At 65.2% G+C, this 14,352-nt stretch carries 9 protein-coding genes; 2 read left to right on the forward strand and 7 right to left on the reverse strand.

Features of this window, described 5'->3' with window-relative positions; translation table 11 throughout:
• Positions 1-28: 28 nt before the first annotated feature.
• The 6 genes from DESFRDRAFT_RS11185 to pepN form a co-directional block, all read right to left on the reverse strand.
• Positions 29-1,528 carry a response regulator gene (locus DESFRDRAFT_RS11185; RefSeq protein ID WP_005993958.1) on the reverse strand — a complete coding sequence of 500 codons (1,500 nt, stop codon included), beginning with the start codon at positions 1,526-1,528 and terminating at the stop codon, positions 29-31.
• Positions 1,525-3,909 (reverse strand): PAS domain S-box protein, encoded by a 2,385-nt coding sequence (locus DESFRDRAFT_RS20770; RefSeq protein ID WP_005993960.1) that lies wholly within the window; start codon positions 3,907-3,909, stop codon positions 1,525-1,527. Before DESFRDRAFT_RS20770 ends, DESFRDRAFT_RS11185 begins: the two co-directional genes overlap by 4 nt.
• Complete coding sequence (locus DESFRDRAFT_RS11195; protein ID WP_005993962.1) at positions 3,906-5,027, reverse strand: HD-GYP domain-containing protein; 1,122 nt, start codon at positions 5,025-5,027, stop codon at positions 3,906-3,908. The genes DESFRDRAFT_RS20770 and DESFRDRAFT_RS11195 overlap by 4 nt, the downstream gene beginning before the upstream one ends.
• Before the next feature lie 12 nt (positions 5,028-5,039).
• Entirely contained in the window at positions 5,040-5,417 is a 378-nt protein-coding gene (locus tag DESFRDRAFT_RS11200; protein WP_005993964.1) for a response regulator, read from the reverse strand.
• Positions 5,414-7,687, reverse strand: coding sequence for an ATP-binding protein (locus DESFRDRAFT_RS11205; protein ID WP_005993966.1), 2,274 nt, complete (start codon positions 7,685-7,687; stop codon positions 5,414-5,416). The genes DESFRDRAFT_RS11200 and DESFRDRAFT_RS11205 overlap by 4 nt, the downstream gene beginning before the upstream one ends.
• A 312-nt stretch (positions 7,688-7,999) precedes the next feature.
• Complete coding sequence (pepN, locus tag DESFRDRAFT_RS11210; RefSeq protein WP_005993969.1) at positions 8,000-10,618, reverse strand: aminopeptidase N; 2,619 nt, start codon at positions 10,616-10,618, stop codon at positions 8,000-8,002.
• A gap of 364 nt (positions 10,619-10,982) precedes the next feature.
• On the opposite strand from pepN, the gene DESFRDRAFT_RS11215 reads away from it, so the two are divergent.
• Positions 10,983-11,612: a TetR/AcrR family transcriptional regulator gene (locus tag DESFRDRAFT_RS11215; protein WP_005993971.1), complete on the forward strand. Its 630-nt coding sequence runs from the start codon at positions 10,983-10,985 to the stop codon at positions 11,610-11,612.
• Positions 11,609-12,637: an SAM-dependent methyltransferase gene (locus DESFRDRAFT_RS11220; protein ID WP_005993972.1), complete on the forward strand. Its 1,029-nt coding sequence runs from the start codon at positions 11,609-11,611 to the stop codon at positions 12,635-12,637. The genes DESFRDRAFT_RS11215 and DESFRDRAFT_RS11220 overlap by 4 nt, the downstream gene beginning before the upstream one ends.
• Positions 12,638-12,817: 180 nt before the next feature.
• Here the strand turns inward: DESFRDRAFT_RS11220 and DESFRDRAFT_RS11225 are convergent, their stop codons facing one another.
• Positions 12,818-13,957, reverse strand: coding sequence for a double-cubane-cluster-containing anaerobic reductase (locus DESFRDRAFT_RS11225; RefSeq protein ID WP_005993973.1), 1,140 nt, complete (start codon positions 13,955-13,957; stop codon positions 12,818-12,820).
• Between the last annotated feature and the right edge of the window lie 395 nt (positions 13,958-14,352).

Below are 14,352 nucleotides of genomic sequence, written 5' to 3' on the forward strand. Positions count from 1 at the left end.
GGGAAGCCGCGCCGCGATAGGCCCCGGCCTATTGCCCGGACGTGACGGCGTCGCCCTCGTCCCCATCGGCCGCGCCGCGTCCATTCCCCGCCGCCTGCCGGGCCTCGGCCGTCAGCACCGACATGACGAACCGTCCCTTGCCGCCCTGCTGCTCGAACCGCAGCGCTCCGCCCATGCTGCGCATGAGCCGGAAGCAGACCGGGAGCCCGATCGTCTCCCCACCCGCGTCGAACGGCAAAAACACCTTTTCCGCGTCCGCCACGGGGTGGGCCTGGTCCCCGCCGATTTCCAGATGGACGAAGCCGTCGCCGCTGCGGGCGGTCAGCCACATCCCTCCCCGGGGGGGCAAGGCGGCGAGGGTGAAGCGGATGAGGTTTATGACCACCTGGGACAGGATATCCGGGTCCTCCCGGACCACGACTTCCGCCGCCGCCAGGTCGAGGCTCGGCGTCACGCCCACCCCTGTCAGTTCCGGCGCGAGCAGGGCCAGGCAGTCGCGCACCACGTCGGCCATGACCACCGCTTCAGGATGCTGACGCACCGGATTGAGGTAATCCCGGATGCGGTTGAGGAACCGCTCCAGCCGCCCCGCTTCCTCCAGGATGATCCCGGCCTCCGTCAGCTCCGGCATTTTTCGCGTCAGGCGCTTGGCGAACCCGCCGATGGCCATGAGGGGATTGCGGATCTCATGGGCCACTTCGGCGGCAATGGCCCCCAGGGTGTGGATCTTCTCCTTTTGGACGAGCACCTTCTCCAGAAGCATGCGGTCGCCGATGTCCATGATGCAGCCTTCGACCCGCTGCCGGGGCCCGTGGCCGGCGCAGTCCGAAACGGGGATGGACTTGAGCACGCCGTAGACGACCCGGCCGTCCTTGTGGAGCAGCTTGCACTGGCGGGAAAAGGACAGGGAACAGTCGTCCAGGCAGGCTTCGAACTCCCCGCGCACCCAGTCGCGCAGTTCGGGATCGATGCGCCCGAGCAGCCAGTCCGGTTCGGCCAGGGCCTCTTCCCGGGTGTAGCCCAAAAGAGTGCGGCAGCCCCGGTTGACGAATTCCAGGCGCAGTCCCCTGGTCAGGCCGAAAATGAGCAACGGGATGTTTTGCACCAGGCTGGTGTAGCGCTGCTCGGCCTGGCGCACGGCCCGCTTCAGGTCGGCCCGCTCTAGGGCCTTGTCCACGGCGAGCGCCAGGACGGCCATGTCCTGGATGGGCTTGGTGATGTAATCCCAGGCCCCGCGCCGGACGGCTTCGACGGCGTCCCGCAGCACCCCGGTGCCGGACACCACGATGGCCGGCGTATCCGGGGCTATTTCGTGCAGACAGGCCAGGACTTCCAGGCCGTCCATCTCCGGCATGCGCAGATCGACCAGGACCAGATCGGGCCGCTTGTCCCGGAACACTTCCAGCCCGCGGCGGCCGTCCGGAGCCTCGTACACGACGAACCCCCGGTTCTCCATATAGGCGGCGATCGTCTCCCGGATCATGGCCTCGTCGTCGATGGTCAGAAGGGTCGGCTTATGCGCGCTCATGGCCGCCGCTCCACGGGCAGTTCGACGATGAAGGTGGCGCCCCCCCCCGGCTCGGATTCCACGCTGATAGTCCCGCCGTGGTTGGCGGTAATGATGAAGTAGGACACGGCCAGCCCCAGCCCGGTGCCGAGTCCCGGCTCCTTGGTGGTGAAAAACGGCTCGAACACCCGACGGCGCACCGGGTCGACCATACCCGGGCCGTTGTCGGTCACCTCGATGCGCACCCCGGTCGGGGTGCGCGACGTGCCGAGCACGATGGTCGGCGCGCCCGCGGCCGGCGGATACCCGGCCATGGCCTGGGCGGCGTTTTTAAGCAGGTTCAGGACCACCTGCTCGATCTCGGTGCGCGTGCAGGTGACTTCGGGCAGGTCCTCGGCGTAGCGGCGGATGATGTTGATGTGGCGGAAGTCGTAATTCTTTTTCAGATCGTAATCCGTGGAGGCCAGCTCCACGCTCCGGTCCAGGACGGCGTTGATGTCGACCGGGGCCCGCCGGGATTCGCTCTTGCGGGAAAACTCCAGCATGCTGGAAACGATGCCCGCCGCGCGCTTGCCCGCCTCCTGGATGCCAGCCAGGAACTTGAACACGCGGCGCTTCTCCAGGTAGCAGCGCACGGCCTCGACGCTGCAACCGCAGGCGTCCGCGCCCTCCTGGTTGGCGGGCAAGGCGGGATCGAGCTGCATCAGGCAGACCTGGGCCGCCTGGAGGATGGAGCTTAAAGGATTGTTGATCTCATGGGCCATGCCGGCGGCAAGCCCCCCGACAGAGGCCATCTTTTCCGACTGGACCATCATCTCCTGGAGCCGCAGGCGTTCGGTGACGTCGAGGATGTCCACCACGATGGCGTCCGGCCCGGTGCGAAACACGCGGACGTCATGGTGCCCCGAGAGGCGCTCGTCCTGGTAGGGGGCCTCGTAGGACTGGGCGCCGACATCCCCCCGGGCCACCTGCCGGTACAGGTCGGGGTAGCGCGTATCGGCCAGGCCCGGGAACACCGCTTCCAACGGCCGGCCGACCAGGGTGCTGCGGTCGAACCCCACAAGAACGTCCGCCGCCGGGTTGGCTCCGGTCAAAAGCAAGCCGCCGTCCGGCTCCAGGTGGTAAAAAAACATGGCCGTGGGCGACGATTCCACGATGCTGCGAAACTTCTCCTCGGAGGCTTCCAGGTTGCGCTCCATCCGTTTGCGTTCGGTGATGTCGCGGATGACGCCGACCACGCTCTTTCTTCCCAACGCATCGACATAGCGGGTTTTCTTGGTCACGATGGTGCGCAGTTCCCCACGCCCGTCGGTCAGGCTCTCTTCGCTGACGTTTTGCAGGCCGGTGGCGAGCAGCATATCGTCCACCTTCCAGAACGCGTTCACCTGCTCCTTGGGGAAAAAATCCGCGTCCGTACGGCCCAGGATTTCCTCCCGGGGGCGCCCCATGAGCGCGCACAGGGCGTCGTTGGCCAGCATGAAGCGATGCTGCTCGTTTTTGACGAAAATCGGATCGCCGATGGTGTTGACGATGCTGTTGAGGTATTCCCTGGCCTCCCGGATTTCCTGCACCGCCTTCTTGCGTTCGGTGATGTCGATGCAGAATCCTTCGATGAGATCCTGCGTGCCATCCGCAGCCCGGCGCAACTTGGCCCAGACGGCGATCCAAATGACGGAGCCGTCTTTTGTCCTGTGCCGGGTTTCGAAACTTTCCACCGCGCCGTCCCGCGCCAGGCGTTGCAGCAATTCCCGGCGCTCGGCGGCATCGACGTAGAGGCTGACCACCTTCTCCCCGATCACCTGCTGAAATTCCTCCGGGGAGGCGTAGCCATGGATGCGCGCGTTGGCCTCATTGGAAAACAGGTGGCGTCCCGAGGTCGTGGTGGTGAAGATGCCCACCGGCGCGGTCTCGAAAAACGTCCGCAGCTGTTGTTCCCGGTGGCGCAGGGCGCATTCGGTCTCCTTGCGCGTGGTGATGTCGCGGGCCACGCCCACGGTGTACCGGTGGTCGTCGATGCGCATGGTGCTGAGCGTCAGTTCGAACAACCGCCGCACGCCCGAGCGGTCGGTGTAGGCGACTTCATGGGTTTCCCCTTCGGGCACGTCGTCGAGGCACCCGGACAGCGGGGCATGGCGGACAACGCTGAAATTTTGCAGAAGGGATTTCCAGGCCTGGTCCACCTTGCTGAGCCCGAGGAGGTCGATGGCGGCCTGGTTGGCCTCGAGCAGCACCCCGGAATGGGTATCCACCAGGAAGATGGGATCGTTGGCGCGATCCAGCAGGGCATGGAAAAGCCGCAGTTCGTCGCGCACATAGGGCTGCGAAGCGGCGGGAGCGTCCGTCTTCCGGCCTGACGAGACGTCGGGGGACTGGCTTTGGCCGGCGTTTTTTTCTTCGGTCATGACCCCTTATCCTCCTCGTCCTTCCACTTCTCCCGGATGGCCCGGATGGCGTCGAGATGGGCGAAAAACACCGCCATGATCTCCGGATCGAACCGGGTCCCGGCCCCCTCGCGCATGATTTCCAGACTCTCTTCTTCCGAAAAGGGCTTTTTGTAGGACCTGGAACTGCGCAAGGCGTCGTAGACGTCCACCACGCTCACGATGCGCGCCTCCAGGGGGATGTTCTCCCCTTGCAGGCCGAAGGGATACCCCTGGCCGTCCCAGCGTTCGTGGTGCAGCAGGGCCAGGGTCCTGGCCAGGTTGAGGAGCGGGTTGTGGTCCTTGCCCCGGGTCGGCGCCAGGGGGTCCGAGCACCAGGCCTTGGCGTCCTCGAGGCTGCCGAGCGGACCGAGGATTTCGCAGCCGAACAGGCAATGGCGCTTCATGATTTCCCACTCCCCGGCCGTCAGCGGGCCGGGCTTGAGCAGGATGGCGTCGGGGATGCCGATCTTGCCGAGGTCGTGCAGGGGGGCGCACTCCCGCAGCATGTCGCATTCCTCGGCGGCAAGCCCGACGGCCCGCCCGATCAGGGCGCTGATCTCTCCCACGCGCACGACATGCCGCCCGGTCTCGTTGTCCTTGAATTCGGCGGCGCGGCTGAGGCGCTGCATGATCTGGCGACGGGTGTTTTCCACTTCGGTCGTCCGCTCGTGCACCAAGGCCTCGAGATTTTCCTGGTAGGCCTTGTTTTCGCGCAACAGCCTGGCCCGTTCCAGGGCCTTGTCCACGGCCAAGCCCAGGACGTCCATGTCCTGGATGGGCTTTGTCACATAATCCCAGGCCCCGCGCTTGATGGCCTCGATGGCGTCGCGCAGCACCCCCGTGCCGGAAACCACGATGGTCGGCGTATCCGGGGCGATGTCCCGTATCCTGGCCAGGACGTCCAGGCCGTCCATCTCCGGCATGCGCAGGTCCACCAGAACCAGATCGGGACGCTCGGCGAGAAAGCGTTCCAGCCCTTCCCTCCCGTTGGCGGCCTCGAAAACGGTGAACCCCTTGTTCTCCAGGTAGACGGCGATGGTCTCCCGGATCATGTCCTCGTCGTCGATGGTCAGGATGCGGACGGAAGCGGCGGTCATGAGCGAAGTCCTTTATCGGATCAGCTGCTCGAGCCGGTCCGCGAGCAGCCCCATATCGGCGACGGGTTTGGTGAAAACGTCCTGCGCCGTCACGCCGACGGCGGCCAGTTCGGGTCCGGGGGCGAATTCCATGGAGCCGGTGCAGATCAGCCACTTCACGGCGGGATAGCGCGGCGCGGCGGCGAGGATCATGGCATCGCCGCTTTGCCCCGGCAGGCGGATGTCCACCACGGCCCCGTCCAGGGGCTGGCGGGCCAGTATCTCCAGGGCCTGCTCCGCGCTTGCCGCCGTCAGCACGTTCCACCCCCGGGCCTCGAAAAAAAACTGCAGGCTGTCGCGGATGGTCTCCTCGTCGTCGACGACGAGGATCGTTACGGGCGGGCCGGTCATGCGCGCTCCCCAAGCGGCAGCTCGATGACGAAGGTCGTCCCCTGTCCGGGCCGGGAGTCCACTCGGATCGTGCCGCCATGGTTGGTGGTGATGATGAAATAGGAGACGGAAAGCCCGAGTCCGGTGCCTTCGCCGGGTTCCTTGGTGGTGAAGAAGGGTTCGAAAATCCGCGTGCGCACCTGCTCTTCCATGCCCGGGCCGTTGTCGCCCACCTCGATGCGCGCATGGCCGTCCCGCAGCCGGGTCCGCACGGTGATGGCCGGTTTGCGGGCGGGATCGGGGTTGGCGGCCATGGCCTGGGCGGCGTTTTTGAACAGGTTGAGCAGCACCTGCTCGACCTCGGTCCGGGTGCACATGACTTCCGGGAGGTCGGAGGCATAGTCCCGGATGATCTCGATATGCCGAAAGTCGTACTTCTTTTTCAAATCGTAATCCGTGGCGGCCAGGGCGAGGCTGTGCTCCAGAAGCTCGTTTATGTCCGCGGGAGCCCGTCGGGATTCGCTTTTGCGGGAAAACTCCAGCATGCTGGACACGATCTGGGCCGCCCGCTTGCCCGCATCCCGAATGCCCTCCAGGAATTTCGCGATGCGTCGCCGCTCGATATAGCAATGCACGGCCTCGATGGTGCACTCGCACTCCTCGGCCGCCTTGCGGTTGCCTTCGATGGCCGGGTCGCACTGCATGAGGCAGACTTGCGCCGCCTGCAGGATGGAGCTGAGCGGATTGTTGATCTCGTGGGCCATGCCGGCGGCCAAGCCTCCGACCGAGGCCATCTTTTCCGATTGGATCATCATTTCGCGCAGGCGCTCCCGCTCCGTGACGTCGTCAAGGCGGATGACCGCGCCGTTTATGCCATTGGCCACGAGCGGATAAAACTGGAGGTCGAAAAGGCGCTCCACGCCGTCGAGGCGCAGACGCTCGTGCTCCACGCGCTGGACCTGACGCTGGCGCAGGGCCCGTTGCAGCTTGTCCAGATGGGCCGACAGCAACGGCAGGACCTCGGCCGGCGGGCGGCCCAGGGCCTTTTCCGGCGTCAAGGCGCACATGGCCTGGGCGCTGCCGTTGAAATGAGTCACGAGCCCGTCTTCGTCCAGGGCGATGATGGCCGACGGCATGGATTCGAGGATGTTGTTTAACAGGTTGCGCATCCTGGCCAGTTCCCGGTCACGCAGCCGCAGCTCTTCCGCCCGCGTCTCGAGGCCCTTGGCCATGTCGTTAAACGTCGCGGCAAGCCGCCGGATCTCCAGGCTGCCGGAACCGGCCGAGGCCCGGGCGGCCAGATCCCCCTTGCCCAGGCGGTCCGAGGCGTCCATGAGGCTGTCGAGGCCGGCCAATACGGCCACCCGGCCCATGTGACGAGCGACAAGCAGGGTCACCGCCACCACCAGAACCAACAAGGCCATGGAGCGGGCAAAGCGGCTTCGCGCCTCGCGAAAGGCGTCCTGCCAGTCCATGGAAACGACGAAGGTCGCGTACGGCGGTTCCGACGGCCGCAAACGCAGCCGGGCATAGGCCACCAGGATGCGCGCCCCGTCCTGCCCGCGGTCGTCGAGCATCCCTTCGTCCGCGGCGGCCTCGCCAATGCGTTTCCACAAATCCGGATCGCCTGGAGCCCCCAGGGGCAGAGCCTTGTCCTCCGGATAAGCCAGCATGCGCAGGCCGTTGCGGTCGTAAAGGCCCACGCGGGCCTGGTGCGGCAAATCCAGCTTGTCGAGAAACTTGTGATAGAAATGCAGCTTGAAGGAATCGCCTATGACGCCGACATACCGCGAGGCCCCGTCCCCGACCGGAAGGGCGAAGACCAGGATGGGCAGGCCCGAGGCCCGTCCGACATTGAAAACCCCGGCGCTGAAGTCACGGGTGGACATGGCCTCCTTGAAATAAAGCCGGTCCGAGAGGTCCTTGCCGAGAAAGGCAGGCCGGCCCGAAGCGATGACGATGCCGGCCTTGTTGGTCAGAAAGATGTTGGACAACTCGGGATGCTCACCGAGCAGCACGGTGAAACGCTCGTTGCAGGCCGCCCGGTAGCCGATTTCCACTTCGGGGAGATGCCCCAGGGTCGTGAGCAGGAGCTTGGCCTCGCTGACGATGCCGGTCTGCATGGACGTAAGGCTGCGCAGGAGGTTGAGCGTGCTTTGCCTGGCGTCCCGCTCGGCGTGCAGGCGGCTTTCGAGCATGGTGTAGGCGCCAAGCGCCATGGCCGGCAGGGCGACCAGCAGGACGAGGAGGGTCAGGTTTTTGTGGATGGAGCCGGAAAAAAAGGCTTTCATGGGTGCTATCCTCATTACGGCCTGCAACGCGACAGGCGCGGCTGTGTCGCGGTCGCCCCATCTCCGTCGTTTTCTGGCGGCGTTCCAGATGTTCCAGCCGCCCTCCTGCCTTCCCCCAAAAAAGCGGGGCTACGATATGGGAACTACCATAGCGGCAAGGAAGTTGTCCATGCGACAACGCTTTTCCGGCGCTTTGGCCGGTCGCCCCCTTCAAGACGCCGGCACGGATTCCAGAAACTTCCCCGTTGCCGGGGAGCGGCCGCGCCCGGGAAACGCTCCCCGCGCAGGCGGCGCGGCCGCGTCGCGATTTCGTCAGGCGTCCGCCCCGAGGGCCTTGGTCACCACTTCGCGCACGTTTATCGAAAGCGACTCGAGCGCGGCGAGCTTTCGCAACGCCTCTTGCATGAGCGCCTGACGACCGGCGTCGAAATCGCGCCACCGCAAAAAAGGCTTCGCGTAGCGCGCCGCCGCCTGGGGATTGAGCCGGTCGAGCCGCTCCACCACATCCGCGACGAACCGGTAGCCCGAGCCGTCCTCGGCGTGGAAGCCGAAAGGGTTGCCGGCGAACACGCCGACCAGAGCGGCGACGCGGTTCGGGTTGTTCAGGCTGAAGGCCTTGTGCGCCATCAGCCGCCTGACCTTCTCCAGCACGCCGGCATGACGCTCGGCGGCCTGCACGCCAAGCCACTTGTCCATGATCGACGGCTGGCCGGCGAAGGTTTCAGCGAATTCCGCCAGGGCCCGGGCCGCAAGCGCCGCGTCCCCGTCCACCAGGATATCGAGGCAGGCGATCTTGTCGGTCATGTTGCGCGCCCCGGAAACGACCCGGGCCGCGACGGGGGCCACCTTCCCGGGCTCGGCCCGGTGCAGGTAGGCCAGGCAGAGGTTCTTGAGGCTTCTCTGGCCGCGCGCAACCCCGTCGCTGGCCTCCTCGTCCAGTCCGGCCGCGATCTCCCGGTAGGTCGCCCACAGCTCGCCGGACAGCGCCCCGGCCAGGGCCTTGATGACCCGGCGGCGCTTTTCGCACACCGCCACGGGATCGATCCGTTCCCCCCGCGCGATCAAGGCGAGGCCAAGCTCCTCCTCTCCGGGCAGGGTCAGGGTCATGGCCTTGGTCCCCGCCTCCAGGTCCTTGTCCATGAGCACCGTGCGCAGGGCCGTAACGAACGCGTCCGGAAGCGCCTCGCCCGACAGGGCGTATTTGGCGAAAAGCTTCTGCCCGGCGTCCCAGCGATTGAACCCGTCGCTGTCGTGGGCCAGGATGACGAGCAGTTCCGCATCGGTATAGTCGTAATTGAGGCGGACCGGAGCCGAAAAATCGCGCAGCAGGGACGGGATCGGCTTTTCCGGCACGTCCTCGATCACGAAGGTTTCCCGGGGCCGGCGCAGCTTAAGGACCATGTCGCCCTTCATGTCGCCGCCGCGCGCGTCCAAAAGCCCCAGGCGAAGCGGCATGTGAAAGGGTTCCTTCGTGTCCTGTCCGGGCGTCGCCGGGCAGCGCTGCTCCACCTCGAGCGTATAGGCGCGGCTGTCGGCGTCATAGCGCGACGTCACGTCCAGCACCGGCGTTCCGGCCTGGGCGTACCAGCGCATGAACTGGCCGAGGTCGATGGCGTTGGCGTCGGCCATGGCCCGGACGAAATCCTCGCAGGTGGCGCTGTGGCCATCGTGGCGCTCGAAATAGAGGTCGAGCCCCTTGCGAAAGCCCTCGCGGCCGACCAGGGTCTGGATCATGCGAATGACTTCCGCGCCCTTGCTGTACACGGTGGCCGTGTAGAAGTTCTCCACCGCCTGATAGCTGGCCGGGCGGATCGGGTGGGCCATGGCCCCGGCGTCCTCGGGGAATTGGACGCGGCGCAGGACCGAAACCGTGCGCAGCCGTTCCTGGGCCGGGCTGTTCATGTCCCCCACGAACTCCTGCTCACGAAAGACGGTGAGCCCCTCCTTGAGGGTGATCTGGAACCAGTCCCGGCAGGTCACGCGGTCGCCCGACCAGTTATGGAAGTATTCGTGCCCGACCACGCGCTCGAAAAAGGCGATATCCGCGTCGGTGGCGGTATCGGCCCGGCCGAGGACCCGGGCGTCGTTGAAGATGTTGAGGCCCTTGTTTTCCATCGCGCCGAAATTGAAAAAGCTGACGGCCACGATCATGAACCGGTCCAGGTCGTACTCGCGGCCGAAACGTTCCTCGTCCCAGCGCATGGCCTTTTTGAGCGCCGCCATGGCGAAGCCCGTTTCGCTCGACCTGCCGGGCTCGGTGTAGATCTCGAGCAGCACCTCGCGTCCCGACCGGGTGAGGAAACGGTCCGCCACCTTGTCCAGCCTGCCCGCGACCAGGGCGAACAGGTAGCAGGGCTTGCGGAAGGGATCTTCCCACACCGCGTAGTGGCGGCCGCCCGCTTCCTTTCCGTTTTCGACCAGGTTGCCGTTGGCCAAGAGCACCGGATAGCGGTCCTCATCGGCATGGATGGCGACCCGGTAGCGGGATTGGACGTCGGGGCGGTCCGGGAAATAGGTGATGCGACGAAAGCCCTCGGCTTCGCACTGGGTGCACAGCATGGGCCCGGCGGCGTAAAGCCCCATGAGCGCGGTGTTGGCCGCCGGATCGTTGTCGCTTTCGATGGCCACGACGCCTTCGTCCGGCACGGCGCGTATGGTCAGGGTCTTGTCGGTCAGAACATAGTCCCCGGCCGCGAGCTCCCGGCCGTCGACGCGCACGGCAACGAGCTTCTGTCCCTGGCCGTTTAACACCAGCGGCGCGTTTCGCTCGGCGCTCTCCGGGTTGCGGCGGATCGCCAGGCGCGAGGAGACGCGGGTGCGATCGTCGCGGATATCGAAATCCAGCTCCACCGTGTCCACGAGGAAAACCGGCGGCTTGTACTCGGCCAGACGTATTTCGGCCTGCTCGGGCCGGGTGGTCGTGTTGTCCATTTTCAATCCTGTCTTTTGAATATGCGTTGCCAGCCCCCGGGCGGCCGGTCGATGCCGGACGCGGGAAAATCCCGCTCCGCTTTTCGCGGCCCATGGCGCGCGACGCGGCGCTCCGTCCCGAAATCGGACTGCCCCCCCCCGGGCGAGCCGGGAAGAACTCCGGGAAAGCCTGTACGACATTCGACGCCTGTCCGCCATGCCCTTCAAACGAAACGCTCTCCCTCTTGGCCCGCAAGCGCCACTGTCCGGGCGCGCGTGTGACGCGGCTGGCGTCGAAAAGCGGGGTTTCCGTCCGGGGCGGCCTTGACGGTTTCTCTTGATGAGCATACTCATTGAGTGCACTCATTAAAAAGGAGTCCTAGCCATGAGCCCAAGCGGGATGACGCGCAAGGAGGCCGCCGAACAAACGCGGCGGAAAATTTTGGAAGCGGCGAAGGAGATTTATGCCGAACCGGAAAACGCGGACACGCCCATCAGCCGTGTGGCGCGTCGGGCGGGCGTGGCCGAAGGCACGGTGTTCGCGCATTTCCCAGACAAGCCGTCGCTTCTGGCCGCCGCGTTTCAGGACGAGATAGAGCGGGTCCTGGCGCAAGCCTGGGCCGCCATTGCCCCGGAAGCGCCGTGCCGGGACAAGCTTATGGGGCTGGTGCGGCCGCTTTACGCGTTCTACGCCAAGCGTCCGGCGCTCTACCGCGTCCTGGTCAAGGAGTCGCTGTTTCTCCAAGGCGAATGGGGCCGAAAGGTGATGGAGTTCACGCTTCATTTCGTCGCCCAGGTGGCCGAACTCATGGAGACGGCGAAAAGACGGAACGAGTACCGGCGGGACGTGGATTGCCGGATCGCCGCGCGCGGCTTTTTCGGCCTGTACTTCATCGAGCTTCTCAGCGGCCTCAGCGATGACGCCTTTGACCCTGACGCAACGGCGCATCGCTTCGAGATGGGTCTTTGCCAATTCGAGCGTGGATTGCTGACATCAAGGGAGATGGGAGAATGAAAGCGAGCGATTACCTCAAATGGATCGGAAACGGCCAGGCCGGCGCGTTTTTGCGTCTTTCGTCCAACCTCAAGGGCTTTTACCGGATATGCTTTCTGGCGAAAGCCGGCAAAATGGGTTTGTTGCAAGCGCTTGCCGCCAGCCCGCTTCGCCTGGAGGAGGCGCTCGACGCCCTTGCGCTTTCGCCGGAAAAACACGCCGCCAGCCTGAAGGCCTTTTTGCATCTCGGGGTCACGCTGGGAGAAATCGACCCGCGCCGTAACCGCTACGCCCTCAAGGGAAACCTGGCCAAGGCCATGGCCAAGCCCGAGTTCGACGCCCTTTTGTCCTTGGCCGAGGAGGCAAGCGGCCTGCACGCGCCGTATATCGCCGCCGCCTTGTCCGAGGAGGTTGAGGGGGAAAGCCTCCGCGCCTTGAGCGACCGGCACTCGGAAGTCATCGCGCGTTCGTCGAAAATAGCCGAACCTGTTCTCAAAAGCGTTTTGGATGACCTCCTTCCCGAATCCGGTCCTTGCGCGTTCCTGGAAGTCGGGAGCGGCTCCGGTGTGTACCTGCTGCACGCGTTGTCGCGAAATCCCGAACTCTCCGCCACGGGTGTGGAGCTCGTGGAAGAACTCGCGCGGAACATACGCAGGAAGATCATGGACGCGGGGCAGGCGGGGCGGGCCGAAATGCTCGCCGGCGACATGTGGACGCTCGATTACCAAGAACAGTTCGATTGCATCACACTTTTCAACAACATCTACTACTTCCCCGAGTCCGACCACCCGAAACTCTTGGAAAAACTGTATCGTTGGCTCAAGCCGGGCGGACGTCTGGCGATCGCCACCTTATGCCGCGACGGCAAGCATTCCATCGACGCCATCATGCATATGTGGTCGGTGATGACGCCGGGCGCTTCGCTTTTGCCGGAGCCCGGCGCGTTCACAGCGCTCATGTCGAAGTCGGGCTACCTGGCCAAGACGGTGACGCCGTCCAGGCTCGATTCGGCCATGAAAGTCTTTGTCGGCCAAAAACCCGCCTGACCACCGTGGCCGGCGCCCCCAACCCGGCGCTCGGGACAGTCGGGCGCCTGGTTTTCCGGGAAAACACGCTTTTGCGCCGGGCCGTCCCGGCGGTGCGGGGCAACGGGCCGCGACGATGTTCCCGGGCGTGCCCGGCCGCAGACGTCCCGGGAAATCGGGCCGCAAGCCCTCGCTTTTCGGCTACAGCATTTCCAGGAAGGCTTCGACGCGCGTGCGCAGTTGCTCGGTGTCGGCGTCGGCGTAGTCCGTCTCGATATGCAGCGTGGGCAGGTCGTGCGTGTCCCGCATGTGCGCGGCGACGATCGGCGCTTCCACGTTGTAGGTGTGGCAACAGTGCCAGGTGAGGTCGACCACGCCGTGGGGCCGCATCTCCCGGGTCAGGCGGTCGAGCAGTTCCAGCCTGCCCGCGTTCGGCGTCATGACCGAACAGGGAACGCGCAGGTAACGCCGGGCAATGGCCGCGAGCGGATCGCCTTCTTCCTCCACGAGGCGGTCGAAACTCTTGACGCCCGAACAGTTCTCGGCGGCGACCACCACCCCGCCGCTTTCCTCGATCAGGCGCACGAGCTTTTCCGAACCGCGTCCCGCCGGGCACCCCGTCAAAAGGATCCGCCTGGCCCCCGGGGGCGCGCACGACGCGCCGGAGGCGGCCAGACCGTCCAACTCCGCCAAAAGCTCCCGCAAGGTCGCGGCGTAGGCGTGGGGATCGGCGCTGAAGCCTCCGGCTTCGCTGACAAGCAGCATGTCCAGGCCGCCAAGCGGCACGCGGTCCCCGCGCGACGAGGAAAGCACCCGGAAAAGCAGGCGGCGCACCTCGTTCTGGGTGGCGATTTCCTCCCGCAACGCCTCATCCGTGATGACGCGGCCGGTCGCCTCCTCCAAAAACGCCTTGAACCGGCGCACCTCGTGAAGCCAGTAGGCCTCCTGGGCTTCGCCCACGGTGGCCGGCAGGTGGATCAGGTGCAGGGGCTTTATCTTCCCCAGGTGCTCGTACATCTTTTTTTTGCCGTCGCAGGTGGTTTCGCCGACGAGCAGATCGGACGCGGCGAAATAGGGGCAGGTGTCCGTTGCCGCATAGCCGTAGCTGGACTTGATGAGCGGGCAGAGATTGGCCGGGAGGACCCGTTCGGCGGCGGGGATGGGGGCCTGCTTCTTGCCGCAAAGGCCCACCGGGATGGCCCCGGCGGCGCGCACCAGCTCCACCGGGGCATAGGTGCAGTAGATGCCGACCACGAGGGTCCCCGCGTCCTTGAGGGGCTCGATGTCCGCCAGGAACTTGTCCGCCAAACCGTCGAACCGCTCCATGATTTCCGCCCGCATGCCGCCTCCGGGAAAAAGTCGCATCGTGGCAAAGCGCCACGCGCCTAGGCCGCCGAGTTTATGCCGGATGGGAGGCGCTGTACAATTTTAAATCCGTCCCAACGGCAAGGGCGATCCGGGAAGCCATGCCGCTTGTCCCCCTCTCCAAAACAGGCCAGCGCCAAATCGGGATGTCCGGCACCCCGTTTCGGGAGGAAGCGGCATCGGCGGGGTCAAAGGGATGCCGGCGGGCCAACCTTCCGCCACCTAATTCCATATGTTTTATTGATTCTTGACATACGAATTTTATTTCCATAACCAACGGTGTTACTTTTTTAAATTTTCAATACAAAACAGGCCACTGATGTCACTTTCCATAGTTGTAATTTCCCACTCTATTACCCGAAAGGAGCGAG

Source organism: Solidesulfovibrio fructosivorans JJ] (assembly GCF_000179555.1).
GTDB lineage: Bacteria > Desulfobacterota > Desulfovibrionia > Desulfovibrionales > Desulfovibrionaceae > Solidesulfovibrio > Solidesulfovibrio fructosivorans.